Origin of the sequence: Streptomyces iakyrus, assembly GCF_000717055.1 — a bacterium.
GTDB classification, from domain to species: Bacteria; Actinomycetota; Actinomycetes; order Streptomycetales; family Streptomycetaceae; genus Streptomyces; species Streptomyces iakyrus.
The window spans coordinates 472,016-498,298 of record NZ_JNXI01000002.1 but is presented as its reverse complement, the minus strand read 5'-3'; the positions used below and the strand labels follow the sequence as shown (position 1 = coordinate 498,298).

Sequence of the window (26,283 nt, the reverse complement as noted above, 5' to 3'; positions counted from 1 at the left end):
GGCAAACGCCGCCGTTGGTCCGTTCATCGATGGAATATGCCGTTCCGTTTGGATTCGGGAGGGCACACTGGATCCGGCAGTACCCGTGCGAACGCGGGGCAGGATGGTTTCCGCAGGGCCCGGTGCGGCCCGCGGAGGAGTGGGGCCACCGGCCCCGGAGCAGAAGGGGCGCCTGGTGTTCACAAGCGTATTGATGATCGAGAAGGCGCTGACGTCCGCCGACGTGGAGTTCGTCACCACCTTGCACGGCGAGGAGCAGGTCTCCTTCCAGGTGCTGCTCCAGCCGCGCGGCGAGCAGGCGGACCGCCTGCTGCGGGCCATCGACGACGTGGCGCTCGGCGAGCTCGACGAGGCCGTCCGCGAGGGCGAGACGCCGGAGGGAGAGGAGGCGCTGAGCGTGGGGCAGCGGGCGCTGGAGGTGTCACTCGCCGCGCTGCGTTCCTCGGGCAGTGCCGCCGAGGGGCGGCTGATCGAGGACCATCCGCTGGACGCGCTGAAGTCGCTGGTGGAGGAGGCCGGGGCCGACGAGGTCATCGTGCTGACCGATCCCCACTACGTGGAGGAGTTCTTCCACCGGGACTGGGCCTCCCGGGCCCGGCACAAGGTGGGGGTGCCGGTGCTGAAGCTGTTCTCGCACAGCAAGGCGTAGGGGCGGGTTGCCGTGGTTCGCCGGGTGCGGGCCGGTCGTGGTCGCTCGCGCCCACGCGGCGGAGCCGCATATCGATGCAGCCCCGCGCCCCGGGGCCGGCCACAGCACTCCCCGTTCCTGAAATAGGGTAGGGGCGCTCACCGTCGTCGCTCGCTCTTGGAGATCTGCATGGCAGCCGGCCTTCCTCCCGCCATGGACCGACCGCACTTCATCGGGATCGGTGGGGCCGGGATGTCGGGGATCGCGAAGATCCTCGCGCAGCGAGGGGCCGTCGTGGCCGGCAGTGACGCCAAGGAATCGGCCACGGCCGAGGCGCTGCGCGCGCTGGGCGCGACCGTGCACATCGGGCACGCCGCGGAGCACCTCGCCGACGACGCCAGCTGTGTGGTCGTGTCGTCGGCGATCCGGCAGGACAACTCCGAGCTGGCCCGCGCGGCCGAGCTCGGCATCCCCGTCGTCCACCGGTCCGACGCGCTCGCCGCGCTGATGGACGGGCTGCGGCCGATCGCCGTCGCCGGTACGCACGGCAAGACGACCACGACGTCGATGCTGGCCGTGGCGCTGAGCGAGCTGGGTCTGAAGCCCTCGTACGCGATCGGCGGTGACCTGGACGCGCCCGGCTCCAACGCGCTGCACGGCGAGGGCGAGATCTTCGTCGCCGAGGCGGACGAATCGGACCGCAGCTTCCACAAGTACGCCCCCGACGTCGCGATCATCCTGAACGTCGAGCTCGACCACCACGCCAACTACGCGTCGATGGACGAGATCTACGCCTCGTTCGAGACGTTCGTGGACCGGATCACCGAGGGCGGCACGCTGGTGATCGCGGCCGACCACGAGGGAGCCCGGGAGCTGACGCGCCGGGTCGCCGGGCGCGGCGTGCGCGTGGTGACGTACGGCGAGTCCGAGGACGCCGGCGTGCGCATCCTGTCGGTCGTTCCGCAGGGGCTGAAGAGCGAGGTCACCGTGGTGCTGGAGGGACAGGAGCTGACCTTCGCAGTCTCCGTCCCCGGCCGGCACTACGCGCACAACGCGGTCGCCGCGCTGGCGGCGGGCGTGGCCCTCGGCGTCCCCGCGGCCGAGCTGGCCCCGGCGATCGCCGCGTACACGGGCGTGAAGCGGCGGCTCCAGCTGAAGGGCGAGGCCGCGGGCGTGCAGGTCATCGACTCCTACGCGCACCACCCCACCGAGATGACCGCCGACCTGGAGGCCATGCGCGCCGCGGCCGGTGACGCCCGGATCCTCGTCGTCTTCCAGCCGCACCTCTTCTCGCGCACGCAGGAGCTCGGCAAGGAGATGGGCCAGTCCCTGGCCCTCGCGGACGCCTCCGTCGTGCTCGACATCTACCCGGCCCGTGAGGACCCGATCCCGGGCGTGACGAGCGAGCTGATCATCGAGGCGGCCCGAGCTGCGGGCGCCGACGTCACGCCGGTGCGCGACAAGGCGGACGTCCCGTCGGTCGTCGCGGGAATGGCGAAGCCGGGTGATCTCGTTCTCACCATGGGAGCGGGCGACGTCACCGACCTCGGCCCGCAGATCCTGGACCGTCTGTCGAACTGAGGGGCTGGAAGCTCATGGCGTACGACGTCGAGAAGCCGGACGAGCAGTGGCGCGCGGAGCTGACCCCGGGCGAGTACGCGGTGCTGCGGCAGGCGGCCACCGAGCCCGCCTTCACCGGTGAGTACACCGACACCAAGACCCGGGGCGTCTACTCCTGCCGGGCCTGCGGCGCGGACCTGTTCACCTCGGAGACCAAGTTCGAGTCGCACTGCGGCTGGCCGTCCTTCTTCGACCCCAAGGACACCGACGCGGTGGAGCTGATCGAGGACCGGTCGCACGGCATGGTGCGGACCGAGGTGCGGTGCGCCCGGTGCGGCTCGCACCTCGGGCACGTGTTCGCGGGCGAGGGGTATCCCACGCCCACGGACCAGCGGTACTGCATCAACTCGATCGCGCTGCGGCTGGCCCCCGAGCAGGGCTGAGGCGACGCTCAGCGGATCCGGCACTCCTGCTGTGTGAGGCGCTTGGTGTCCCCCGCGGTGCGCCTGCACAGCACCCGGGGTTTGGAGGTGCCGTCGTTGTAGCGACGGACCTCCTTCAGGACGATGCTGTGCCCGGTGCGGTCGCCGTAGAGCGGGGCGCCGGTGAAGTCGATGGTGCCGGTGGCCATGCCCTCGATCTTGACGCTGCGCAGGTTCACCCAGGTCGAAGCGCGGCTCTGCGGCCGGTCGCCGCGGGTGGCCGCCCAGAACAGGGCGCGGGTCGCGTCATGGGCGAGGGCGGTCTGGCCGCTGGCCAGGGCCGGGCTGTCGTACCGCAGACGGCGGCCCCGCAGACCCGGCAGGTGCTGGGCGGCGTCCTGGTAGAAGGACGTTGTGCCGGCGGCCTTCTCCAGCTCCGCGAGGGCCGCGTGGTACAGCGTGACCTCCGGGGCGACGGAATGGCCGCCGCCGGCGAAGTCGGCCTTGGACAGGTCATCGCCGGTGAGGATGGCCAGCGGCTTTCCGGCGCAGCCCGGCTCAGTGCCCAGCTGGGTCATCAGGGGGTCGATGTCCTCCACCCGGCCCGCGAAGTAGATCACGGACGGGACCCGGCCGCCCCGGCAGATCTCCTGGGCGTGCGAGCGGAGTTCGGGCTTGCCGCCACTGAGGGTGTAGCGGCGCTGCGGGAGCGGGGTGAAGCCCTGGCGTGCCAGCATCCCCTGGCCGTAGCGCGCCTGTTCGTCGGTGTAGAGGTCGTCGGTCCTCGCCGTGTCACGGGCCAGGACGAGGGCGTACTGCCGCCGGTCGGGTCTGCGCAACTGGGCCGCGATCAGGCCGAGTTGCTTCGTCTGCCACTCGTCCGTGGCGGCCAGGCTGAACCAGTTGGCGAACTCGCGGGGCAGATACGTCGCGGAATTCGTGCCGGAGACGACCGGCAGGCCCGCTTCCATCAGGGTTCGGGTCGTCGCCCTGCTCGACTTCAGGTCGCGGCCGGTGCCGACGACCCCCACCACGGTCGGGTCGTGGGCGGCGTACCCGGCGATCGCCTTCGCCATCTCCTCCTGGTGGCCGAGGTCCACGCCGCCGTTGGCGATCAGGACGCGCAGCTTGACGCTGGAGTTCTCGTTGATGACGGCCTGCGCCAGATACACGCCGGCCAGTTCCTCGGCACCCTTCACCAGAGACGAGCCGGCCGAGGTGTCGGCGCTGAGCGGCCCGGCGTAGACGACGGTGACGTACTTCCCGGCGTGCCGGGCCAGGACGTCGGCGTTCTGCCGGGATATGCGGTCCTCCAGGTCGGCCACCGTCCAGGGCGTCTCGTCGCCGGCCGTGAGCGCCTTGACGTCGTCGTCGCCGGGCTCGGGGGCGGGCAGCCAGTCGGCGAAGCGGACCTCGTCCGTCGCTATGCCGATGCACTCCGTCCGGCCGTCGGGTCCCTGCTCGCGCCGGGAGTCGCGGTTGGCGGTGAGCACGGACGCCGAGCAGTAGCGGTCGTTCAGGGAGTCGGCCCGCATGACGGTCCCCGCGGACAGCAGGGCGATCACCAGGACCAGGGTGTGCAGGGCCCACACCAGCCGGGCGAGCGTCGGCCGTGCGGAGGCCCGCAGATGGTGACGGCCCTCCTCGATGGGGCCCAGCTGGTCGTGCGGCAGCGGGATCTTCATCACCCACGGCAGGACGGAGCGTTCCCGGCTGGGTGACTGCTCGGCGCGCAGGTTGCGGCCCCACTCGCGGTACCAGGTGCGCAGCCGGACGCCGAACGTGGGCGGCGCCGTCTGCGGAGCGGGGGCCGTCTGGACGACGCTGCGCTCCAGGCGCGGCACGTCGTCCGTGCGCACCGCGGCGACCACGAGCAGTGGGTCGAGCTCGCTGCGCCGGCTGCGGACGTCGCTGATGGCCCGGATCAGCTCGATACCGCCGTTGCGGTCGTCCGCATGCGGCAGGAACAGCATCGGCGGGCGCGGCCGTTTGAAGCCCCGCAGGTCCCAGCTCCAGCGGCGGTGGTTGTCCCGCAGGTCCTCGCGCAGCGCCAGCACGCACAGCTGGAGGTGGAAGTCCCCGCCCGCCGTGAGCGCCTCGGCCACGTCGTAGGCCCGGGCCGCGATCGCCTTCCAGGAGCGAACCGGCCGCAGCAGCGACACCTCGGTGGACTCCTCCTGGTCCGCGGCCCTCAGGAAGGTCGTCGTCATGAACCAGCGGCTCTCGCGGCGCAGCCACAGGAAGATCGGGGCCCGCCCCGGCAGGACGTAGTTGAGGACGGTCAGCAGCAGCAGGAAGACCAGACCGGCGCCCACCGCCACGTACCACTCGCTGCGGGCGAGGAGCGCGGCGAGCACGGTCACGAGGCTCGCCGGGAGGATGTGCGCCATGTCGAACAGCGGCAGCCCCGAACGCCAGCGGGCGGTGTTCTTCGGCCGCCAGCGCTGCTGCGCCAGCTCGTTGAGCAGCCGCTGCCGCTGGTCCTGCCCGGCCTCGGGACTGCCCGGGGCGGGTGCCGGCCAGCTGTCGCCGAGGGCCGCGACCGCGTCGTCGATGGCGTGCACCAGCCGCAGCCGCGGGAAGGCGTAACGCCGGTAGACCGCCTTCGGGCCGCCCCACCTGCGCGGGTCGCTCAGCGCCCGCACCAGGGCGGCGGCCCTGCGGACCTCCGTGGTGCCCTCGTAGGTGTCCTGGACCACCGCGCAGCGGGTGCCGTGCGCCTCCTGGCCCGCGTGCAGCTGCCGGACCAGTCCGGCCACCGCGTCGTCGTCCCCGTTCTCCTGTGCGTGCACGACGAACACCGGCATCGGAGGTTCGGTGCTCCGGCGGAAGTCCTGGATGAGGATCTCGAGCTGGTTCTGGAGGTGGCGCCCGGCGTCGCTCTCCGGCATGCCGTCATGGCCCCCAGGGCAGTCAGGCGGCGTGCGATCGGCGTTCACCATGGGCAACCCCCGTTTACCTTCGGTGACTTACGAGGTTAACCGGTGCCGATGGGGTGCGAGTGGGTGATGCACGAACTCTTGTTCCGCCCTGGGCGTTGACGCCGCCCGCCCGGATCACGACACTGGCTGACTACGTAGTCAAGCAAGCCTTCCATCCGGCGACTGCATGGGTGACTACGTAGTCACGCCTCGCCCGAACCCTGGGAGCCCTCATGACGCCGACCGGAGCCGCCGGCGGGCGACGCCGCCGCGGGCCGGGCATGACCGAGGTCGCCCGGGCCGCCGGGGTGTCGCAGAAGACCGTGTCGCGGGTCGTCAACGGCGAACCGCACGTCAGTCCCGAGGTGCGCGACCGCGTGCTGAAGGCCGTCCGCGACCTGGACTACCGTCCCAACACCGCGGCACGGGCCCTGCTCCTCGGCCGCTACCGGCGTATCGGCGTGGTCTCGCTGGGCAGTTCCCTTTACGGTCCCTCGACCCTGCTCATCGCCCTGGAGCGGGCGATGCAGCGGGCCGGCTACTCCGTGGCCCTGGCCAGCACCCTGGAGGGGCAGCGGATCCCGGTCGCCGTGGACGCGCTGCTGGAGCAGGGCGTGGACGGGATCGTGCTGTCCGAACCGATCGACGACGGCCCCCCGCTGCGGCTCACCGCGGACGTGCCCGTCGTCAGCCTCGGGGAGGGCGTCGAACTGGAGCCGGGTGCCGGGGCGCTGGTCGGCGCCGACGGGGTCGCGGCGGCCCGGCTCGCCACCGAGCACCTGCTGTCCCTCGGCCACCGCACCGTCTGGCACATACCCGGCCCGCAGGACTGGTGGGCCGCCCGCGACCGGCTGCGCGGCTGGCGTGAGGCCCTCACCGCCGCCGGTGCGCCCGAGCCGCCGCTGCCGTCACCGGGCGACTGGAGCCCGGCCTCCGGGTACGCCGCCGGACGGCAACTCGCCCGCCTCGCGGACGTCACAGCCGTGTTCGCCGCCAACGACGACATGGCCATCGGCGCCCTGCGCGCCCTCGCCGACGCGGGCCGCGCCGTCCCCGGTGACGTGAGCGTCGTCGGCTACGACGACATCCCCGCCGCCGCCTACCTCACCCCGCCGCTGACCACCGTCCGGCAGAACTTCGCCGCCGTCGCCGACCGCGCCGTCGACGTACTGATCGCCCTGATCGAGGGCCGCCCCGCACCGGCCGGACCGGCTGGACGGGCGGTCGAGCTGACCGTACGGGCCTCCACCGGGCCGGTACGCGAACCGGACTCCGCCCGCCCCCGCCCGTAGCCGACCACGTGAGGAGTCACGTGTCGTACCTCCCGGCAGCACCGGCCCCGCCCACCCGACGCGCCCTGCTGCGCGGCGCCTTCGGCCTCGGCACGGCCGCCGCCCTCTCCGCCTGCGGTGGCGCCGGCACCACGCCCCGCACCTCCGGCGACGTCACCCTCGGCCTGTGGACCCACGACCCGGGCTACGAGGCGTTCTTCGGCAAGGGCGTCCCGGAGGCCGACCGTGCCGGCGACTTCCGCTACCACCTGAAGGTCACCCGCGCCGGCGCCCCGGACATCGTCACCAAGCTGCTCGCCCAGGCCGTCGCCGGGCGCGGCACCCCCGACCTCGTCGGGTTCGAGATCGGCAGCTTCCCGCGCATGCTGCGCGGCGACATCGCCGAGCGGCTGCTGCACGACTTCACGCCCGACATCGCGGCCGTGCCCGGGCTGAAGGAGGACCTGCTGCCGGCCCGCACCGCCCCCTTCAGCAGGGACGGCCGCATCTACGCCTTCGACTCGGACACCCCGATGGTCGTGTACTTCCACCGCCGTGACCTCTTCGAGAAGTACGGCCTGCCCGAGGACGTCGGCACCTGGGAGGAGTTCGCCGACGCCGGTGCGCGGGTCCACCGGGACCACGGGGCCTCGATGTGCGTCGTCTCCACGGTCGGCAGCGACCCGGGCCAGGTCGTGCAGTCCTTCCAGATGCTGCTCTACCAGCGCGGCGGCGCCTTCTTCGACGCGGACGGGACGCTGGTCCTGGACTCGCCGGAAGCCGAGGAGGTGCTGCGGTTCCTCTGCGAGGGGCTGCGCAGCGGCTTCGTCGTGGAGGTGTCCGACTACTACGGGGCGGGCATGCAGACCGCGCTGAAGACGGGCCGGGTCATCGGTCTGCCCATGGCCATCTGGTACAAGAACTACGGCCTGGTCACCAACGTGCCCGAGCAGAAGGGCAGATGGCGGGTGCGGGCGCTGCCGCGGTTCGCGGGCGGCGGCGGGGTGACCGCCGCGCTCGGCGGCACCGGGTTCGGCGTCGTCGAGGGCAAGGCGAACACCCGGGCGGCGACGGAGTTCCTCTTCAGGACCTGGCTCACCCACGAGGGCCAGGTGCGGCGGTTCACCGAGACCGGGTATCTGCCCACGCGGCGGTCGGTGTACGAGGACGCGCGGCTGGGGGCGTACGAGGACGACTTCTGCGGGGGCCAGCGGCTGTTCGGGCTGTATCGCTCGCTGCTGCCGGATGTCCCGCCGTTTCACCAGAGCCCCGACCAGTCGATTCTCTACGACGTGCTCGGGGGGAATCTGCTGCGGGCGTACCACGGGGATCTGTCGCCTCGGCAGGCGCTGAAGCAGACGGCTGCGGATTTTCGTGACCAGGCCGGGCGGTGATTCGTCTGCGGCCTCGTCGTGGCTTGTCGCGCCCCGCGGCGGAGCCGCAAGTCGATTCAGCCCCGCGCCCCTTGAGGCCCGCTGCCGGACTCGGCGGAATGGGAGCAGACCCACATGACCACCACCGTTGCCGGGCCGCCCGGTACCGCCCGCGCGCGCAGCGCCACGAAAGGTGGGGCGCGACGCCGCCGCCGGTCCTGGGCGCCCTACCTCTTCATCTCGCCCTTCTACCTCCTCTACGTCCTGTTCATGCTGGTCCCCGTCGGGGTCTCTCTGTGGCTGAGTCTCACGGAGTGGGTCGGGCTCGGGCCGCCGCGCTGGGTGGGGCTGCGCAACTACCGGCTGCTCGCCACCGACATCAGCTTCCACCGGGCCCTCGCCAACACCGGCGTGTTCGTGCTGGTCGCCCTCGGTCTGGTCGTGCCGCTCGCCCTGCTGATCGCCCAGGCGCTCAACACCCGCGGCCTGCGCGTGCGCGACCTGTGGCGGACCGCCTACTTCGTGCCGATCGTGGTCTCCCCGATCCTCGTCGCGCTCATCTTCGGCCTGGTCTTCGACCGGCAGTTCGGGCTGGCCAACGCCGTGCTGCGCGCCCTGTTCGGCTCCGGCGGAGTCGACTGGCTCGGCGATCCGGACCTGGCCAGGGTGAGCATCGCCCTGGTGATGCTGTGGCGCTGGACCGGCTACCTCACCGTCTTCTTCCTCGCCGGGCTGCAGAACGTGCCCCGGGAGCTCTACGAGGCCGCGGCCCTGGACGGGGCCGGGCGGCTGCGCACCTTCACCAACGTCACCCTGCCCGCGCTGAAGCCCGTGACGGCGTTCGTCGTCGTCACCTCCTTCATCTGCGCGGCCCAGATCTTCGAGGAGCCGTACCTGCTGACCGGCGGCGGGCCGGCCGAGTCCACCCTCTCGGTGACGATGTTCATCTACCGGGCCGCTTTCCAGCGCCAGCAGTTCGGCTACGCCGCCGCGGCGGCCGTCGTGCTGTTCGTCCTGGTCTTCGGCCTCAGCCGGCTCTTCAACCGTCTCCTCGGCATCGGGAGGGCCGCCTCGTGACACGCGCCCGGATGCCGCTCTACGCCTTCCTGGTCCTGCTGTTCGTGGGCTTCCTCGCCCCGCTGGTCTGGGCGCTGAGCGGCTCGTTCAAACCCCGCGGCGAGATCTTCGGCTACCCGCCGGAACTCGTCCCCGACCCCTTCACACTGGCCAACTACCGCACCCTGCTCACCGGGCAGCCCTTCGGGCGCTGGTTCCTGATGAGCACCGTGGTGGCCGTCGTCGCCACCCTCGTGTCCGTCTTCGTGTGCGCGCTCGCCGGGTACGCCTTCGCCAAGTTCCGCTTCGCGGGCCGGCGACTGCTCTTCAACGTCATGTTCAGCTCGCTGTCGATACCGTTCGCGGTGATCCTCGTGCCGCTGTTCGTGATCCTGGTGAAGACCGGGCTCGGCAGCCCCTGGTTCGCGCTGATCGTGCCGTGGGTGGCGCCCGCGTTCGGGATCTTCATGATGCAGCAGTACATCGTGCAGTCCGTCCCGGACTCGGTGCTGGAGGCCGCCCGGATCGACGGGGCGAGCGAGTTCGGCATCTTCCGGGCCATCGTGCTGCCCCTGCTGCGGCCCTCGCTGGGCGCGCTCGGCGTCTGGCAGTTCCTGCAGAGCTACAACAGCTTCCTGTGGCCGCTGGTGCTGGTGTCCGACAGTTCCCAGTACACACTGCCGCTGGGGCTGCAGACCCTGTTCGTGTCGGAGCAGCGGCAGTACGACCTCGTGCTCGCCGGAGCCGTCCTCGCCGTCCTGCCCGCCGTCGCCCTCTTCGTGCTGCTGCGCAAGCAGCTCCTCGAAGGACTGTCCACGGGCGCGGTCAAGGGCTGAACCACCCCGACCCCCGACTAGGAGAAGCATGTTCGAGCTGCCCCGGCGCGTCCTGTTCGGTGCCGCCTACTACCACGAGTACCAGCCGTACGACCGTCTCAAGGACGACCTCGACCTGATGGCCGAGGCCCGCTTCACCGTCATCCGGGTCGGGGAGTCCGTCTGGTCCACCTGGGAGCCCGAGAACGGGCGTTTCGACCTCGACTGGCTCCAGCCGGTCCTGGACGGCGCCCACGAGCGGGGCATCTCCGTGATCCTGGGGACGCCGACGTACGCGGTGCCGCCCTGGCTGGCCCGGCAGTACCCGGAGATCGCGGGGGAGTCCCGCACGGGCGAGCGCATCGGCTGGGGCGCCCGGCAGGAGGTCGACTTCACGCACCCGGCGTTCCGCTTCCACGCCGAGCGGATCATCCGCAAGGTCGCCGAGCGGTACGCCGGTCACCCTGCCGTCATCGGCTGGCAGGTCGACAACGAACCCGGCCTGCACCTCTTCCACAACCACGGCGTCTTCCAGCGCTTCACCGACGAACTGCGCGAGCGCTACGGCGACGTGGAGACCCTCAACCGCGAGTGGGGCCTGGTCTACTGGTCGCACCGGCTGTCCACCTGGGCCGACCTGTGGACCCCGGACGGCAACGCCCAGCCGCAGTACGACCTCGCCTGGCGGCGCTTCCAGGCCCGGCTCACCACCGAGTTCATCGCCTGGCAGGCCGGCATCGTGCGCGAGTACGCCCGCCCCGGCCAGTTCGTCACGACGTGCATCTCCTACGACCGCCGGGGCGTCGAGGACGACCGGCTCACCGAGCACCTCGACGTCACCGCGGGCAACCCGTACTACACGATGCAGGACGCCCTCGCCCTGCCGGACACCGGCACCGGCGGGCAGGACTGGACGACCAACGGCACCTGGGCGCTGTACCGCAGCGCCGACCGCATGTACTCCTCACGCCAGGAGCCGTTCCTGGTCACGGAGACCGACGCGCAGGCCATCGGCGGGCCGTGGGACAACCGCCCCGCCTACGACGGCCAGTGGCGCCAGGCCGCCTGGGCGCTGATCTCCCGGGGCGCCTCGATGATCGAGTACTGGCACTGGCACACCCTGCACTTCGGTGCCGAGACCTACTGGGGCGGCATCCTCCCGCACAACGGCCGCCCCGGCCGCGTCTACCGCGAACTCGCTTCACTGGGAGCGGAGTTGGAACGGGCCGGTGACCTCGCCGCGTCCCTCACCCCGGACGCCGACGTGGCCTTCCTGTACGACGGGCCGAGCAAGTGGGCGCTCCAGGGGCAGCCGCCGCTCGCCGCGGCGGACGGAGGACCGGACGGGCGCTCGTACGAGAGAATCTTCGACGCGTTCTACCGGGGCGCGTTCGACGCGGGGCTCCAGGCGCGCGTCCTGCACCCCGGGCAGCTCCCGGACGCGGACCTGCCGCCCCTCCTGGTCGTCCCGGCCTACTACGCCGCCGACGACGCCGTCCTCGACCGGCTCCGGGCCCACGCGGAGGCCGGCGGGCATCTCCTCCTCGGCCCGCGCACCGGCTACGGCGACACCGAGGCCCGGGCGCGCACGGATCTCCAGCCGGGCCGGCTGGCCGAGGCGGCCGGGGTGACGTACGACGAGTTCAGCAACCTGCGCGACCCGCTGCCCGTCACCGGCACGCACGCGCTCCCCCTTCCGCCCGGCGCGCACGCCCTGCACTGGGCGGACGGGCTGTCGCCGCGGGGCGCCGAGATCCTGGCGGCCTACGAGCACCCGCACTTCGGCCGCTGGCCCGCCGCCACCACCCGCCGCCACGGCGCCGGGCGCATCACCTACGTCGGCACCGTGCCCGATCCGGCCTTCGCCCGGGCCCTGTTCGACCGCTACGCCCCGGACGGCGCCTGGCGCCCGGCCCACCCGAGCGTCACGGCGACCTCGGCGACCGCCCGGGACGGCCGCCGGGTGCGCTTCCTGCACAACTGGTCGTGGGAGGCGGTGTCCGTACCGGTGCCGACGGCCCTGCGGGACGTGCTGTCGGACGCCGTGTACGCCGACGCGGTGCCGCTCGGACCGTGGGACGTCAAGGTGCTGCGCGAGGAGTAGCGCCGCCAACCATCCCCCGGCTGCCGGGAGTTCGGGCCGCCGGTTCCCTGGGCATCGTGTCAGGGGCGTGGCCGCGCCCTCCCGGAGGGGGAGCGGGCGGGCCGTGCCGTCCGGGCGAAGGGATGAGAAGCCATGACGTCACCGCTGCCCTCGGGAGAGACGCTGCCGCAACCGGTCCTGAACCCGCCGGCGTCGGTCGCGGTGTTCCTGGTCGCCACGATCGCACCCGGCGGGGAGAGCGCCGTACGGGAGGTGCTGGGCTCCCTCGCGGGCCTGGTGCGCTCCGTCGGCTTCCCCAGTCCCGACGGCGGGCTGGGCTGCGTCGCCGGGGTCGGGTCCCGGGCGTGGGGCCGGCTGTTCGACGGTCCGCGGCCCGCCGAGCTGCACCCGTTCCGGGAGCTGGCCGGGCCCCGGCACCACGCGCCGTCCACCCCCGGCGACCTGTTCCTGCACATCAGGGCCGCCCGCACCGACCTGTGCTTCGCGCTCGCCGCCGAACTGGTGCGGCGGCTGCGCGGGGCGGTCACCGTGCGGGACGAGACTCAGGCCTTCTCCTACGTCGACTCGCGCAACGTGCTCGGGTTCGTCGACGGCACGGAGAACCCGGTCGGGCCGGCCGCGGCCGACGCGGCGCTGGTCGGGGAGGAGGATCCCGGCTTCCCGGGCGGCAGTTACGCGCTGGTGCAGAAGTACCTGCACGACGTGGACGCGTGGGACGCCCTCGCCGTCGAGGCGCAGGAGAAGGTGATCGGCCGCACCAAGCTGACCAACCTGGAACTCGACGCGCCCGGTTCGCACAAGGACGTCAACACCGTCCTCGGCCCGGACGGCGCGGAGCAGAGGATACTGCGCCCGGCGATGCCGTTCGGCAGGCCCGGACACGGCGAGTTCGGCACGTACTTCGTGGCCTACGCGCGCACCCCCGCGATACCCGAGACGATGCTGCGCAAGATGTTCCTGGGCGGCCCGGGCGCGGGGCCCGACCCGCTGCTGGACTACTCGCGTGCCGTCACCGGCAGCCTGTTCTTCATCCCGCCGGCGGGCTTCCTGGAGGCGCTGCCCGGCGGCTGATCCTCCGCCACCGGGAAGCCCGGGCTGCGCAGCACCCGTCGCCCGGGGTCCACCGCGAACACCTCGCAGTGCTCCCGGGCCGCCGCCCACGCGACGCCCTCCACGCCGAGGGCGAACGCCGCCGTCGCGACCGTGTCCGCCTCCGTCAGGGTCGGGGCCACGACGGTCACGCCGAGCAGCCCCGTCGCCGGGCGGCCGGTCCGGCCGTCGAGGATGTGGTCGCCGCGCTCGTAGCGGGCCGAGGTCGCGACGGCCCGGTCCGTCAGGTCCAGGACCGCGCAGAGCCGGTCGGCCCGCTCGGGGTGGCGCACGCCGACGCGCCAGGGCCCGCCGGAGGCGATCACGTCACCGCCCGCGTTGAGGCAGAACCGCCTCGCCCCGGCAGCCAGCAGGAGCTCCGCTCCCTTCTGCACCGACCAGCCCTTCACCACGGCGCAGGGGTCGAGGCCGCGACCGGGCAGGCGCGCGTCGAAGGCGCCCCCGGTCGCGATCCGGTATGCCTCGCACAGGTCCAGGACCTCGCGCAGCTCCGGGCTCGGCTCGCGCACCTCGCCCCGGTCCAGCCGGGACACCTCGCTGTCCGGGCGGAACGGGCTGAAGCGGGCGTCGACCTCGCGCAGCCAGGCGAACAGGGCGTCCACCGGTGCCCCGGGGAAGTCCTCGTCGTCGATCCGGACCGACACCGGGAACCCCATGACGTGCTCGACGCGCCGCATCCCGTCAGCCCTTCGCGTCGAGGGCGGCCTGGAGGGACTCCTTGTAGCCGTCGCTGGTGACCGTGGCGCCGGACACCGTGTCGATGTCGGCGCTCTGCGCCTGGAGCGTCTCCTCGATCAGCTTCGGCACGGCGGCCGTGGTCTGCGGGTGGTCCGGCTGCCGGAGCATCCGCACCGAGGCGATCTCGTCGCCGTCGAAGGTGACCTCGACGCGCACCGGGCCCTTCTCGGTGTCGACGAGCGACCCCGCTACGACGGTGGTCGTGGTGCCGCCCGACGAGGAGGCCGAGGGAGTGGACGCCGGTGCCGCCGCCTGCGCGGGGGCCGACGACGACCCGGTGTCGTGCGAGGGCGCGTAGCGCCAGAGCGGGATCAGACCGGCGACGCTCAGGACGAGGACGGGCAGGGCTCGTTTCACGGGTCTCTCCTCGTCATCCGGCCAGGCTGAAGCGTTCGAAATGGGTCTGCGGCTTCGGCACGCCCAGCTCGCGCAGGCTGCCGAGCACCGCGTTCATCATGGGCGGCGGACCGCACAGGTAGACGTCCCGCTCGGCGATGTCCGGCACCAGCCGGGCCAGCTCCCGCGGCGCCAGCCGGTCCGGCACCGGCGGGCCGGTGACCAAGTGCAGTTCGGCACCCCGGGCGAGCGCGAGATCGCGCAGCTCGCCGTAGAGGACGGCGTCCTGGTCGGTGGCCACGCGGTAGATCACGGCCGCGTGGCCGTGCAGCTCCTCCAGCAGGGCCCGGATGGGCGTGACACCGACGCCGCCGGCGATGAGTACGGCGTCGGGGCGGGTGCGGTGCAGGGCGGTGAAGGCGCCGTAGGGGCCCTCGGCGAAGACGCGCGTGCCGACCTTCAGGTGTCGCAGGGCGGCGCTGCCGTCACCGGCCCGCTTGACGGTCAGACGCAGGGTGCGGCCGTCGGGGGCGGCGGACAGGGAGAACGGGTTCGCCTGCCACCAGCGGTCCCTCGTCAGGAACCGCCACAGGAAGAACTGCCCGGCCCGGGCGGGCAGCCGGTCCAGGTCGCGGCCCGTGATGTAGACCGAGACGACGTCGTCGTTCTCCGGGACGACGGCCGTCACCCGGAGCCGGTGGCGCAGGTTGCGCCACAGCGGCAGCACCAGCCGGCCGGTGAACACCGACGCGAGGGCCACGCCCCACACGGCGTACCAGTACGCCGTCGCGACCGGGGACGAGGCGAACGTCGTCCCGGCCGTGACCTGGTGCGTGAACGCCAGCACCACCGCCACGTAGGTGTACAGGTGGACGAAGTGCCAGGTCTCGTAGGCCAGCCGGCGCCGGGCCCAGCGGGCCGAGACCGCCCCGACCACGAGGATGATCGCCAGCGCGACGATCACCCGCAGCACCCCCTCGACCGTCTCGGCGAGGTCCACCAGCTGGTTCACCGGGTCCAGGGAGGAGGCCTGCGCGTAGCCGAAGACGATGAACACCGCGTGCGACAGCAGCAGCCACAGCACCGAGAAGCCCGTCCAGCGGTGCCAGGACGTCAGCCGGTCCATGCCGATCCGCCGGTCGAACCAGGGCAGCCGCGCCACCAGCAGCAGCTGGAACGCCATCAGCAGCGCCGCGTACAGACCGGTCAGCCGGCCCAGCACGATCAGCGCGTTCGAGGCGAAACCGGCCTGCGCGAAGAACACGGCCACCACGACCGCGTTCGCCAGCAGCACCGCGTACAGGCCGGCGCGGCCCACCACTCTGGGGCGCACACCGGGGCGGGTCGCCGCCACGGGAGGTTGTCGGAGGGTCGTCACGGTCGGCAGCTCCTTGATCGGCTCCTGGGACACCGAGCTTGGCGCGGGGGAGCTGTCGGGAAGCTGTCGCTCAACTTTCAAGTTTTTATCGATCCCGCGGCGGCAGGTCACGCGGCTATGGCGGCGCCCGGCCCGTGCAGCACTATGAGCTCGTGGAAAAAGTACGACTACTCGTCGTCGACGACGACCCGCCCATCGCCGATCTCGTCGCGACCGTAGCCCGCTACGAGGGCTGGGAGGCGGTCACGGCGTACACCGGCGAGGACGGACTGCGGCGGGCCGCCGAGTTCCACCCGGACATCGTGGTGCTCGACCTGATGCTGCCCGGTGTGGACGGCTTCGGCGTCCTGGACCGGCTGCGCGCCTCCGGCACGATGGTGCCGGTGGTGTTCCTCACCGCCCGCGACGGCGTCGCCGACCGGGTCGCCGGCCTGACCCGGGGCGGCGACGACTACCTGGTCAAGCCGTTCGCCGTGGAGGAGCTGATGGCCCGGCTGCGGACCGTGCTGCGACGCAGCGCCGGGCCCGCCTTCCAGCGGTCCGTGCTCCAGGTCGGCGACCTCACCATGGACGAGGACACCCGGGAGGTCCGGCGCGGCGAGCGGCTGCTGTCGCTGACCCCCACCGAGTACGAGGTGCTGCGCTACCTCATGCGCAAGTCGCCCACCGTGCTCACCAAGGCGCAGATCCTCGACCACGTGTGGGAGTACGGCTTCGGCGGCCGCTCCAACGTCGTCGAGCTGGTCGTCAGCCGGCTGCGCCGCAAGCTGGACGAGACCGACGAGGGCGGCTCGCCGCTCATCCACACCGTGCGCGGCTTCGGGTACGTGCTGCGACAGGCCGCCGAGTGATCGCCCGGCTGCGCCGGGCCTACCGGGGAATGCGCCTGGGCACCCGGATGGCGCTCGGCCTCGGCGCCCTGTCCCTGGTCGTCTTCGCCGTCGTCGGCACGGCCCTGACCACGTACATGCGGGACTACCTGTCGGCCCAGCTCGACACCCAGCTCGCGCAGGCCCAGATCGCCCAGTCCAAGAGCATCGCGGACTACGGCACCCTCTCGGGCAAGAAGTACTACAGCTGGTTCTACGCCGTGTACGACGTGTCGGACGGCACCCCCGAGCTCCGCCGGCCCGAGGACCCGGCCGACCTGCCCAAGGACGTCGACGACTTCACCTCTCTGGCCCGGGCCCAGACCGCCGCGCACACCGAACTCCTGCGCACCGAGCACCTCAAGGGCGCGGGCTCCTACCGGCTGCGCGCCTGCCAGGTCGAGCCCGGCGTGGTCCTGGTCAGCGCCGCCCCCCTGGAGGACATCGAGGACACCGTCGGGCAGCTGATCACGCTCCAGGTCGTCACCTTCGCCCTCGCACTCCTCGCGCTGGTCGTCTTCGGCCGCCGGATGCTGCGCCGCGGCCTGAAGCCCCTCAGCGACATGGCGTCCACCGCGCACGGCATCACCTCGCACGACCTGACCGAGTCGGCGGCCCGGCTGCCGCTGCGCGCCGACGGCCGCGACGGCGGCCCCGAGGTGGACGAACTGCGCACCGCCTTCAACACGATGCTGGAGCACATCGACGACTCCCTCGCCGTCCGTGCCGAGGCCGAGCAGCGGCTGCGCCGCTTCGTCGCCGACGCCTCGCACGAGCTGCGCACCCCGCTGATGTCCGTGCGCGGCTACGCCGACCTCTTCCAGTACGCCGCCGCCAACGCCCCCGAGGAACGCGACCGGCACCTGGCCCGGCTGCGCGCCGAGGCCGCCCGCATGGGCATCCTCCTCGACGACCTGCTGTTGCTCGCCCGGCTGGACGCGGCGGAGGTCGAGGCGCCGCTGCGGCTGCAGGACGCCGATCTGGTGGAGCTGGTGGGCCAGGCCGCGGACGCCTTCCGCGCGGGCCGCCCGGACCATCCGCTGACCGTCCTCGCGGGACCGGGGCCGGTGATGCTGCCGATGGACCCGCTGCGCATCCGCCAGGTCGTCGACAACCTCCTGACCAACGCGGCGGTGCACACCCCCGCCGGGACGAAGGTGTCGGTGGAGGTCGCCCTCCTGCCCGGCGCCGCCGAGGTGCGGGTCGCCGACACCGGGCCGGGCATCCCGCCCGACGACCGGGCGCGGGTCTTCGACCGCTTCTACCGCGTCGACAAGGCCCGCACCCGCGACCGCGGCGGCAGCGGCCTGGGCCTCGCGGTCGCCCAGTCCCTGGTCCGCGCCCACGGCGGCCGCATCGAGCTGAACAGCGCACCGGGAGCGACGGTGTTCACGGTGCGCCTGCCCGCGCCGGGCGTCCACCCCGCCGACCGGTGAGAGGCGCCCTCTAGACTCGTCCGGAAACAGCCCGTACGACCATGGCCAACGCTTCCGCCAACCCGAAGGGCTCCGGCGCCTTGATACGGATCGAATCAGTCACCAAGCGCTATCCGGACGGCACGGTGGCTGTCGACCGGCTCTCCCTGGAGATACCCGACCGCTCGATCACCGTCCTCGTCGGACCCTCCGGCTGCGGCAAGACCACCACCCTGCGGATGATCAACCGCATGGTCGAACCGAGCGAGGGCACCATCCTCCTCGACGGCGAGGACATCCAGCGCCGGCCCGTCACCACCCTGCGCCGGTCCATGGGTTACGTCATCCAGAACGCCGGCCTCTTCCAGCACCGCACGATCCTCGACAACATCGCCACCGTGCCGCGCGTGCTCGGCTGGGGCAAGCAGAAGGCCCGGGCCCGGGCGGCGGAGCTGATGGAACGCGTGGGCCTCGACACCGCGCTCGCCAAGCGGTACCCGTACCAGCTCTCCGGCGGCCAGCAGCAGCGCGTCGGCGTGGCCCGGGCGCTCGCCGCCGACCCGCCCGTCCTGCTCATGGACGAGCCGTTCTCCGCGGTCGACCCGGTGGTGCGCAAGGGACTCCAGGACGAACTGCTGCGCATTCAGGACGAGTTGGGCAAGACCATCGTCTTCGTCACGCACGACATCGACGAGGCGATCAAACTCGGCACGATGGTCGCCGTGATGCGTGAGGGCGGCCACCTCGCCCAGTACGCGCCCCCGGCCGAGCTGCTGTCCAGCCCCGCCGACGCCTTCGTCGAGGACTTCCTCGGCGCCGACCGCGGCATCCGGCGGCTGTCGTTCTTCCCCTCCGCCGAACTCCCGCTGTCCACCGGCCCGGTGGTCCCGGCCGACGCCACCGCCGAGCAGCTCGCCGCCCCCGGCGAACCCTGGCTGCTGGTCACCGACGCCGACGGCCGTCCCCTCGGCTGGGGTGAGCGGGACGACCTGACGGCCGGTGACATCAGGACCGACCGGCTCATCCCGCACGGACGGCCCTTCGTCCCCGGCACCGACTCCCTGCGGGCCGCCCTCGACTGCGCGGTGCTCTCCCCGTCCGGCCACGCCGTCGCCGTCGACGGCACCGGCCGCGTGACCGGCGTGGTCTCGCAGGCCACCATCGGGGAGGCGATCCGCAGCGCCCACGCCGCCGGTCACGCCGACGAGGCCAAGGTCGCGTCGTGAACGGCTTCTTCGACGGTTTCTTCGACATCCCGAGCGACCTCCAGCACAGCTATCAGGGCCTGATCGGGCTGCACCTGCGCGAGGCGCTGCTGCCCGTGCTGGCCGGCCTGCTGCTCGCGCTGCCGCTCGCCCAGCTCTGCGTCCGCTTCCGCTGGCTGTACCCGCCCGTGCTCGGCGCCACCACCGTCCTCTACGCCGTCCCGTCGCTGGCCTTCTTCGTGGTCCTCATCGACTACACCGGCCAGACCGAGCTGACCGTGATGATCCCGCTGGCCGTGTACAGCCTCGTGGTGCTCGTGCCGGCCATCGTCGACGGTGTGCGGTCCGTGCCGCAGGAGACCCTGGCCGCGGCCACCGCCATGGGCTTCGGGCCGGTACGCCGCTACCTCCAGGTGCAGTTGCCGATCGCCGTGCCGGCCATCATCGCCGGGCTCCGGGTCGCCACCGTCTCCAGCATCTCCCTGGTCAGCGTCGGCACCCTCATCGGCAACCAGGGCGCCCTCGGCAACCTGCTCGCCGACGCGCAGAAGTACGACCGGCCCGAGCTGGCTGTGAACTCCGTGATCACGACGGCCGTCCTGGCCATCCTGTGCGACGCCCTGCTGGTGCTGCTCCGCGTCGTGCTGACCCCGTGGATGCCGAACGGCACCCGCAGGCGCCCGAAGCCGAGCACGCGGCAGAAGCTGCCCGCCCCCCAGGACGTGACCCGGTGAACGTACTGAACTTCGTCAACGCCTTCTTCAGCGACAGCGCCCACTGGCACGGCTACGACGGCATCCCGCAGCGCCTGCTCGAACACATCCAGTACTCGGCTCTGGCGCTGGCCCTCGCCGCCGCGATCGGCCTGCCCGTCGGCCTGATCACCGGGCACACCGGGCGGGGCGGCAACGCCCTCGCGTTCATCGCCACCGCGGCCCGCGCGCTGCCCAGTTTCGGCCTGCTCGTGCTGATCGTCATCGTGATGGGCTTCGGGCTGCTGCCCGTGATGATCCCCCTGGTCATCCTCGCCGTGCCGCCGATCCTGGTGACCACCTACGAGGCCGTCCGCACCGTCGACCCGTCCCCGGTGGACGCCGCCCGCGGCATGGGCATGCACGAGTCGCGGATCCTCTTCCAGGTCGAACTGCCGGTCGCGCTGCCGCTGATCCTGAGCGGACTGCGCTCGGCGGCCATCCAGATCGTCTCGACGGCCACCATCGCCGCCTACGTCAGCCTGGGCGGCCTCGGCCGGTACATCGTCGACGGGCTCTACCAGCGCAACTACGAGAAGGTGGTCGGCGGCGCCACCCTCGTGGCCGTTCTGGCACTCCTCACGCTGGCGGTGTTCTGGGCGGTGGGCCGCCTGGCCGTGTCACCGGGAGTGCGCAGGCGCTGACGTCCTCACGAGGTCTGTAAGAAACCGTGACCAGGCGTCCCTTGACTGATCGTAAAGGGGCTGGATTGGATCGGTGAATGACTTCTACCGCGAAGAGCAGCTGGTCCAGGACGAGGCACACCGGCGCGGCAGTGGCCGCGCTCACCGCCGCTGCGGCACTGCTCGCGGGCTGTTCGTCCGGCGACACCTCCGACGACCCCCTGGCGGGCGAGAAGGCGAAGGCGGGCACCGTCGTCGTCGGCTCCAACAACTTCGCCGAGAGCACCCTGCTCGCCGACATCTACGGCGAGGCCCTCAAAGCCAAGGGCATCAAGGTCACCTACAAGCACAACATCGGCAGCCGCGAGACGACGTACGGCCTGATGAAGAACGGCTCCGTCACCGTGCTGCCGGAGTACAACGGTTCGCTGCTCGCCTACCTGGACCCCAAGGCCGAGCAGAAGTCCGCCGAGGCGGTCAACGAGGCCGTCAAGGCCAAGCTCGACAAGAAGCTGACGCTGCTGAAGTCCTCGCCGGCCGAGGACAAGGACTCGGTGACCGTCAACGCCCAGACCGCCAAGAAGTACAAGCTCACCTCCTCGTCCACCCTCGCGGACCTCAAGAAGGCCGCTCCGGACCTGGTGATCGGCGGTTCGCCCGAGTTCCAGACCAGGCACCAGGGCCTGGAGGGCCTGAAGTCCGTGTACGGCCTGGAGTTCAAGTCCTTCAAGGCGCTCGACGCGGGTGGCCCTCTGACCCAGGCGGCGCTCACCAGGAACACCGTCCAGGCCGCCGACATCTTCACCACGGACCCCACCATCGTGAAGGAGAAGTTCGTCGTCCTGAAGGACCCGGAGAACCTCTTCGGATTCGCCAACGTGACCCCGCTGGTCCACAAGGACGGCCTCTCCCAGAAGGGCGTCGACGCGCTCGACGCGGTCTCGGCGAAGCTGGACACCAAGACGCTCCTGGAGCTGGACGCGCAGGTGCAGCTGGAGAAGAAGGACCCGCTGGATGTGGCGACGGCGTGGCTGAAGTCGGCGGGCCTGAGCTGACCGCGCCGCCCGTCACGGTGCGGTAACGGGCCCGGGCGGATCCGGAAGGGGCCGAACGCGGGCCGGGGGTGGGGCGTCACAGGGACGGAACCATCCCCGGTCACCGCGAACCCCTGGGAGCGTCATGCGTACCGACATGACCCGCACGGCCCGCCTCCTCCTCGTCCTCGCCCTGTCCGCCGCCGGAGCCGGAGCCGCCGCGGGGTGCGGCTCGGCGGAGGCCGGCGGCACCGAACCGTCCCCGCGCTCCGACGCCCGCGCCCAGCAGGTGGCCAAGGCCTGGGACGGCTCCCGGGCCGCCGATCGGTGGCGCGCGGGCTACCGCCTCGTGGCACCGCCCATCGGGCCGCTCGGGCAGAACGTACCCGCCGACGTGCTGGCCCCGCTCGGCGGCCTGACCCAGGTCGCCGGGAACGGCCGGACCCTCACCGTCGAGGCCCACCACGGCTCCTGCGACGACGGCCCCGTCGTGGACGTGCTGGAGACCAGCGGCAGCGTCGTGCTGTCCGCCGCCGTGACAGGCCTCCACGACGGCCCCTGCACGAGTGAACTGCGCGGGAAGAAGGTCACGGTGAAGCTGGACGGACCGGTCGGCGACCGCATCGTCCTGGACGCCTTCACGGGCCGCCCCGTGCCCGACGGGGCCGGGCCCGCACCCGCCGGGAGCTGAGCCGCACCCACCCGGAACCGACCGGCACCCTACCGGAATCGAGCCGCCCTCGGCTCAGGCCTGCACCGCCGCCGCGATCAGCTGGTCGATCAGCGCGATCAGCACGTCCCGGCACGACTCCCGGTCCCGGGCGTCGCACAGCAGCACCCGCACGTGCTCCGGCAGGGCGAGTGCCTCCCTGATGTCCTCGGGCGGGTAGGGGTGTTCGCCGTGGAAGCCGTTGACGCCGACGACGAAGGGAATGCCCCGGCGCTCGAAGAAGTCGATCGCGGCGAAGCTGCACTCGGGTCTGCGCACGTCGACCAGGACCACGGCACCGAGGGCGCCGAGCGCCAGGTCGTTCCACATGAACCAGAACCGCTGCTGCCCCGGGGTGCCGAACAGGTACAGCACCAGTTCCCGGCTGATGGTGATCCGGCCGAAGTCCAGGGCCACGGTGGTGGCCCGCTTCTCCTCGATGCCCTCCAGGTCGTCGACGCCCAGACCGGCCATGGTCAGGGGTTCCTCGGTGCGCAACGGGACGATCTCGCTGACCGACCCGACCAGGGTGGTCTTGCCGACGCCGAAGCCCCCGGCGATGAGGATCTTGACCGTGTCGGGTGCCGAAGACGCGTCAGTGGCAAGGTCAGAGCCGGCCAAGGCCGTCCCTCACTTTCTGCAGCAGGTCCAGGTCCGGAGTGGTACGGGAGACGGGACGCGGCGGGCGGACGGTGATCCGGCCCGCCTCCAGCAGGTCGCACAGCAGGATGACGACCACGCTCACCGGCAGGTCGAGCCGGGCGGCCAGCTCGGCCACGGCGACCGGCTCGGCGCACAGCCGCAGGATCCGGGTGTGCTCGGGCTGGCACCGCGAAGCCGTGGCGGGCGGCGGATCGACCGCCGTGACCGTCGAGATGAGCGTGAAGTCCGCGCGGCTGGGGCGGGTCCGCCCGCCGGTCAGAGCGAACAGCCGGACGAGCCGGCCCGCCGGATCACCTACCGTCACCTCACACGCCGGGATCGACGACGGGTCCGGCCGTGCCCCGCGGTGCCGCGCTGAGGTGCTCGCCGATCTTCTTCACCAGCATGTTCATCTGGTACGCCACCACCCCGACGTCCGCGCCCGGCCCGGTCAGCACGACCAGATGCGCGCCGGGCCCGGCGGAGGTCAGGATCAGATAGCTGTTGGCCATCTCGATGAGGGCCTGGCGCACCGGACCGCCCCGGAAATCCATGCTGACGCCCTTGCTGAGGCTCATCAGCCCGGAGGCGGTCGCAGCGAGCCGCTCGGCGTCGTCGCGCAGGAATCCGGTGGACTTGCTGACCACCAGGCCGTCCTCGGAGAGCACCACGGCCTGGTTAACGTCGGCGACCCGCTCCACGAGTCCGGTCAGCAGCTGGTCGAGCTGGGTGTGCGTGGCGGGGATGGGGCGTGTCATTGCGGTGTCCTTCGTCAGCGGTCGGCGGGCGGAGTCGAGGGGACGGGGCCGGCGGCGGCCTGCCGGGGTACCGCGGCCGCCTCCTCTTCGTGGGGCGGCTCGGCGTCGTCGTCACGGGCCCGGAGCGTGCCGCGCTGGAAACCGGCCAGGGAGGAGGCGGCGGCCTCGGCGGTGAAGTCGTCGAGGGAGCCGTCGTCACCGGCGGGCGCGGACTCCTCGCGCAGCTCCTCCACCAGGCTGGTCTGCGGCACTCTGCGGGGGAGCGGGGCGAGACCGTCCCGCCGGGGGACGACCTCGCGGGGGGCCGATGCGGTGGCGGAGGCGGTGCGGGCCGCGACGAGGGGCCGGGGCTCCGGAGTGGGTCCGGCGGCGGGCTCCGTCCCGCGGGACGCCTCGGCCGGCCGGGGTGCCTCACTCCGCTCGGTGTCCGCCGCATCCCGTCCGTTCACGGCCGCCTTCTCGTCCTCCGGGGCGTCGCCGCCCTTCACGGCGACGCCGGGAGCCTCCCGCACCACGATCTCGTGCGGCACCAGCACGATCGCCGTGGTCCCGCCGTACGGCGACGAGCGCAGGGTGACGGCGATGCCGTGCCGGTGGGCCAGCCGGCCGATCACGAACATGCCGAGGCGCAGGTCGTCGGCGAGCGCCACCACGTCGAACTGCGGCGGCACCGCCAGCTGTTCGTTGAAGGACGCGTAGTCCTCCTCCGACATGCCGAGGCCGCGGTCCTCGACCTCCACGGCCAGGCCCTTGGCCACCATCCCGGCCCGCACCGTGACGGGGCTCGGGGCGGGGGAGTACGCGGTCGCGTTGTCGATGAGCTCGGCCAGCAGATGGATGACGTCGGCCACCGCGGGCGGCGCGACGTACACCTCCTCCTCGGTGAGTACCTCCACCCGCTGGTACTCGGCGACCTCCCCGACCGCGCTGCGCAGGATGTCCATCAGCGCGACCGGCTCGCTCCAGCTCCGGCCGGGCCGCTCACCGCTGACGATGACGAGGTTCTCCTCGTAGCGGCGCAACTGGCTGGCCGTGGAGTCCAGTTCGTACAGGCCCTTGAGGATGTCGGGGTCGGTGTGCTCGCGCTCCAGCGTGTCGAGCTTGCTCAGCTGGAGGTTGACCAGGTTCTGGCTCTGCCGCGCGATGCCCAGGATGATCTTCTGGAAGCCGCGCCGGGTGTCGGCGAGTTCGACCGCGGTGTGCACGGCCGTGCGCTGGGCGGTGTTGAACGCCCGGGCCACCTGGCCGAGTTCGTCGTGGCCGTAGTCCAGCTCGGTCGTCGCCGACTCCGGATCGACCGTCTCGCCCCGCTCCAGCCGCGCCACCACGTCGGGCAGCCGCTCCTGCGCCAGGCTGACGGCGGCCCGGCGCAGGCCGCGCAGCCGCCGGGACAGCGAACGCGTGATCCGCCAGGACATGCCGACGCACACCAGCAGCGCGAGCAGCCCGCCCGCGCTCAGCAGCGCCGCCTTGAGCAGCAGGGCGTCCGCCTTGTCGGCACTGCGCTGGAGCAGCCCCGTCGTCTGCTGCTGGATGAGGCCCGCGTACTGCTCGGACAGCGTGTCCATGGCGGCGGACCACCGCTTCTGCGCGTCCGGCAGGGCGATCCGGTCCGGGGCGGCGCCCGCGTTGCGCGCCGCCAGCACCTGGTCCTCGACGGACTGCAGCGTCTGCCAGTCCCGGCTCGCCAGGATCTGCTCGGTCTGCGCCTTGGCGCTGCCCGTCAGCTGCGGCACGACCTGGTCCTTGACCAGCCAGCGCCGGGTGTTCACCAGCTCCGTGAACTGCGTCCACGTCTGGTCGTCCAGATGCCCGGTGGGCCAGGCCAGGGTCAGCTGCGCGTCCTCCCGGGAGACCAGCTCCGCGGCGTGCTCGAGACCGACCAGCGGGCCCGCCTGCGAGGTGAGGTCGCCGTCGTCGACCTGGGACAGCTCCTGGAAGGCGTGGATCTGGTCGTCGATGATCGAGGAGTACTGGTCCAGCGCCTGCTGCGCGGTGATGTCGGTCGGGTCGTCCACCTGGTCCCGGTAGTACTCCAGGCTGCCCACCGAGCCCAGCACCGAGTACAGCCGGTCGGATATGCGCGAGGGTGCCTTCTCGATCGCGTCAGCCTGCCCGACCAGCTTGGCGACCGCCTTGTCGGTCTCCGCGCGCTGCGCGTCGAGGGCGGCCCGGGAGCCCTTGGGCGAGGCCAGCCAGGCGGCCGACAGACTGCGCTCCCGTTGCAGCGCGAGCGTCGCGTCGGTGCCCATGGCGCCGGTCGAGCGGCTGAGCTCCGTCTGGTCGCGCAGCCTGAGACCCTCCGAGAACATCTGGATCGTCGTCACGCCCCACATGGCGGCGAGGGTGACGCTGGGCACGAGGGCCAGGAGCACCAGGGAGAGGCGTATGGAACCGAGGCGGCGCCGGGCACCTGTCCGTCGAGACATCGTCGTCCTAGGGCGATCAGCGGGGGGTGAGGAACGGGGAGGCGGAGCGGTCGGGGGGTGTGGGGGACGGGCGCGGGGGTGGTGCCGTCCCGGGCACGGCACATGGGATGCGCAGGATGTTATCCGTACAAGTGG

24 protein-coding genes are annotated in these 26,283 nt (G+C 72.2%); 16 read left to right on the top strand and 8 right to left on the bottom strand.

Annotation, left to right across the window (positions count from 1 at the left end; all coding sequences use genetic code 11):
- The first annotated feature begins 175 nt into the window (after positions 1-175).
- From OO68_RS04735 to msrB, 3 genes are all read left to right on the top strand, one after another.
- The gene (locus tag OO68_RS04735; RefSeq protein WP_181361211.1) at positions 176-649 is read left to right on the top strand and encodes an indole-3-glycerol phosphate synthase; all 474 of its coding nucleotides are present in this window, start codon (positions 176-178) and stop codon (positions 647-649) included.
- Between the two features lie 168 nt (positions 650-817).
- Positions 818-2,209 (top strand): UDP-N-acetylmuramate--L-alanine ligase, encoded by a 1,392-nt coding sequence (gene murC / locus OO68_RS04730; RefSeq protein WP_033306797.1) that lies wholly within the window; start codon positions 818-820, stop codon positions 2,207-2,209.
- Positions 2,210-2,223: 14 nt separating this feature from the next.
- Complete coding sequence (gene msrB / locus OO68_RS04725) at positions 2,224-2,631, top strand: peptide-methionine (R)-S-oxide reductase MsrB (RefSeq protein WP_033306796.1); 408 nt, start codon at positions 2,224-2,226, stop codon at positions 2,629-2,631.
- An 8-nt stretch (positions 2,632-2,639) separates the two neighbouring features.
- Here the strand turns inward: msrB and OO68_RS04720 are convergent, their stop codons facing one another.
- On the bottom strand, positions 2,640-5,501 hold the full coding sequence (locus tag OO68_RS04720; protein WP_033306795.1) for a branched-chain amino acid ABC transporter substrate-binding protein: 2,862 nt from the start codon (positions 5,499-5,501) through the stop codon (positions 2,640-2,642).
- Between the two features lie 263 nt (positions 5,502-5,764).
- Here OO68_RS04720 and OO68_RS04715 point away from each other — a divergent pair, with 263 nt between their 5' ends.
- From OO68_RS04715 to OO68_RS04690, 6 genes are all read left to right on the top strand, one after another.
- The gene (locus OO68_RS04715; protein ID WP_106974259.1) at positions 5,765-6,823 is read left to right on the top strand and encodes a LacI family DNA-binding transcriptional regulator; all 1,059 of its coding nucleotides are present in this window, start codon (positions 5,765-5,767) and stop codon (positions 6,821-6,823) included.
- 20 nt (positions 6,824-6,843) lie between these two features.
- The gene (locus tag OO68_RS04710) at positions 6,844-8,196 is read left to right on the top strand and encodes an ABC transporter substrate-binding protein (RefSeq protein WP_078625164.1); all 1,353 of its coding nucleotides are present in this window, start codon (positions 6,844-6,846) and stop codon (positions 8,194-8,196) included.
- Positions 8,197-8,310: 114 nt separating this feature from the next.
- A complete protein-coding gene (locus OO68_RS04705) occupies positions 8,311-9,252 on the top strand; it encodes a carbohydrate ABC transporter permease (RefSeq protein WP_033306793.1) in 942 nt (313 codons plus the stop codon).
- Positions 9,249-10,067: a carbohydrate ABC transporter permease gene (locus OO68_RS04700; protein ID WP_033306792.1), complete on the top strand. Its 819-nt coding sequence runs from the start codon at positions 9,249-9,251 to the stop codon at positions 10,065-10,067. The genes OO68_RS04705 and OO68_RS04700 overlap by 4 nt, the downstream gene beginning before the upstream one ends.
- 28 nt (positions 10,068-10,095) lie before the next feature.
- Complete coding sequence (locus tag OO68_RS04695) at positions 10,096-12,150, top strand: beta-galactosidase (protein ID WP_033306791.1); 2,055 nt, start codon at positions 10,096-10,098, stop codon at positions 12,148-12,150.
- A gap of 132 nt (positions 12,151-12,282) precedes the next feature.
- Positions 12,283-13,221, top strand: a complete 939-nt coding sequence (locus OO68_RS04690) for a Dyp-type peroxidase (protein WP_033306790.1) — start codon at positions 12,283-12,285, stop codon at positions 13,219-13,221.
- Here OO68_RS04690 and OO68_RS04685 read toward each other — a convergent pair.
- From OO68_RS04685 to OO68_RS04675, 3 genes are read right to left on the bottom strand one after another with little or no spacing between them, the layout of a single operon-like run.
- Entirely contained in the window at positions 13,146-13,937 is a 792-nt protein-coding gene (locus tag OO68_RS04685; protein WP_051814416.1) for an FAD:protein FMN transferase, read from the bottom strand. The two genes, OO68_RS04690 and OO68_RS04685, sit on opposite strands and share 76 nt — an antisense overlap.
- Before the next feature lie 4 nt (positions 13,938-13,941).
- Positions 13,942-14,355, bottom strand: a complete 414-nt coding sequence (locus OO68_RS04680) for an FMN-binding protein (protein WP_033306789.1) — start codon at positions 14,353-14,355, stop codon at positions 13,942-13,944.
- A 13-nt stretch (positions 14,356-14,368) separates the two neighbouring features.
- Positions 14,369-15,655 (bottom strand): ferredoxin reductase family protein, encoded by a 1,287-nt coding sequence (locus OO68_RS04675; protein WP_033306924.1) that lies wholly within the window; start codon positions 15,653-15,655, stop codon positions 14,369-14,371.
- 209 nt (positions 15,656-15,864) lie between these two features.
- Here OO68_RS04675 and OO68_RS04670 point away from each other — a divergent pair, with 209 nt between their 5' ends.
- The 7 genes from OO68_RS04670 (at position 15,865) to OO68_RS04640 (ending at position 22,301) form a co-directional block, all read left to right on the top strand.
- A complete protein-coding gene (locus OO68_RS04670) occupies positions 15,865-16,563 on the top strand; it encodes a response regulator transcription factor (protein WP_033306923.1) in 699 nt (232 codons plus the stop codon).
- Positions 16,560-18,017, top strand: coding sequence for a sensor histidine kinase (locus OO68_RS04665; RefSeq protein ID WP_033306788.1), 1,458 nt, complete (start codon positions 16,560-16,562; stop codon positions 18,015-18,017). Before OO68_RS04670 ends, OO68_RS04665 begins: the two co-directional genes overlap by 4 nt.
- Positions 18,018-18,097: 80 nt before the next feature.
- Positions 18,098-19,222, top strand: a complete 1,125-nt coding sequence (locus OO68_RS04660) for an ABC transporter ATP-binding protein (RefSeq protein WP_033306922.1) — start codon at positions 18,098-18,100, stop codon at positions 19,220-19,222.
- The gene (locus OO68_RS04655; protein WP_033306787.1) at positions 19,219-19,935 is read left to right on the top strand and encodes an ABC transporter permease; all 717 of its coding nucleotides are present in this window, start codon (positions 19,219-19,221) and stop codon (positions 19,933-19,935) included. Before OO68_RS04660 ends, OO68_RS04655 begins: the two co-directional genes overlap by 4 nt.
- Positions 19,932-20,597, top strand: coding sequence for an ABC transporter permease (locus OO68_RS04650; RefSeq protein WP_033306786.1), 666 nt, complete (start codon positions 19,932-19,934; stop codon positions 20,595-20,597). The genes OO68_RS04655 and OO68_RS04650 overlap by 4 nt, the downstream gene beginning before the upstream one ends.
- A gap of 77 nt (positions 20,598-20,674) precedes the next feature.
- The gene (locus tag OO68_RS04645; RefSeq protein ID WP_033306785.1) at positions 20,675-21,631 is read left to right on the top strand and encodes an ABC transporter substrate-binding protein; all 957 of its coding nucleotides are present in this window, start codon (positions 20,675-20,677) and stop codon (positions 21,629-21,631) included.
- A 124-nt stretch (positions 21,632-21,755) separates the two neighbouring features.
- Positions 21,756-22,301 carry a hypothetical protein gene (locus tag OO68_RS04640; RefSeq protein ID WP_033306784.1) on the top strand — a complete coding sequence of 182 codons (546 nt, stop codon included), beginning with the start codon at positions 21,756-21,758 and terminating at the stop codon, positions 22,299-22,301.
- Between the two features lie 54 nt (positions 22,302-22,355).
- Here the strand turns inward: OO68_RS04640 and OO68_RS04635 are convergent, their stop codons facing one another.
- From OO68_RS04635 to OO68_RS04620, 4 genes are read right to left on the bottom strand one after another with little or no spacing between them, the layout of a single operon-like run.
- Positions 22,356-22,940 (bottom strand): GTP-binding protein, encoded by a 585-nt coding sequence (locus tag OO68_RS04635; protein ID WP_033306783.1) that lies wholly within the window; start codon positions 22,938-22,940, stop codon positions 22,356-22,358.
- Positions 22,927-23,286 carry a DUF742 domain-containing protein gene (locus tag OO68_RS04630; RefSeq protein ID WP_033306782.1) on the bottom strand — a complete coding sequence of 120 codons (360 nt, stop codon included), beginning with the start codon at positions 23,284-23,286 and terminating at the stop codon, positions 22,927-22,929. Before OO68_RS04630 ends, OO68_RS04635 begins: the two co-directional genes overlap by 14 nt.
- A 1-nt stretch (position 23,287) precedes the next feature.
- Positions 23,288-23,719 carry a roadblock/LC7 domain-containing protein gene (locus tag OO68_RS04625; RefSeq protein WP_030838918.1) on the bottom strand — a complete coding sequence of 144 codons (432 nt, stop codon included), beginning with the start codon at positions 23,717-23,719 and terminating at the stop codon, positions 23,288-23,290.
- Positions 23,720-23,733: 14 nt separating this feature from the next.
- Complete coding sequence (locus tag OO68_RS04620) at positions 23,734-26,148, bottom strand: nitrate- and nitrite sensing domain-containing protein (protein ID WP_033306781.1); 2,415 nt, start codon at positions 26,146-26,148, stop codon at positions 23,734-23,736.
- Positions 26,149-26,283: the final 135 nt, after the last annotated feature.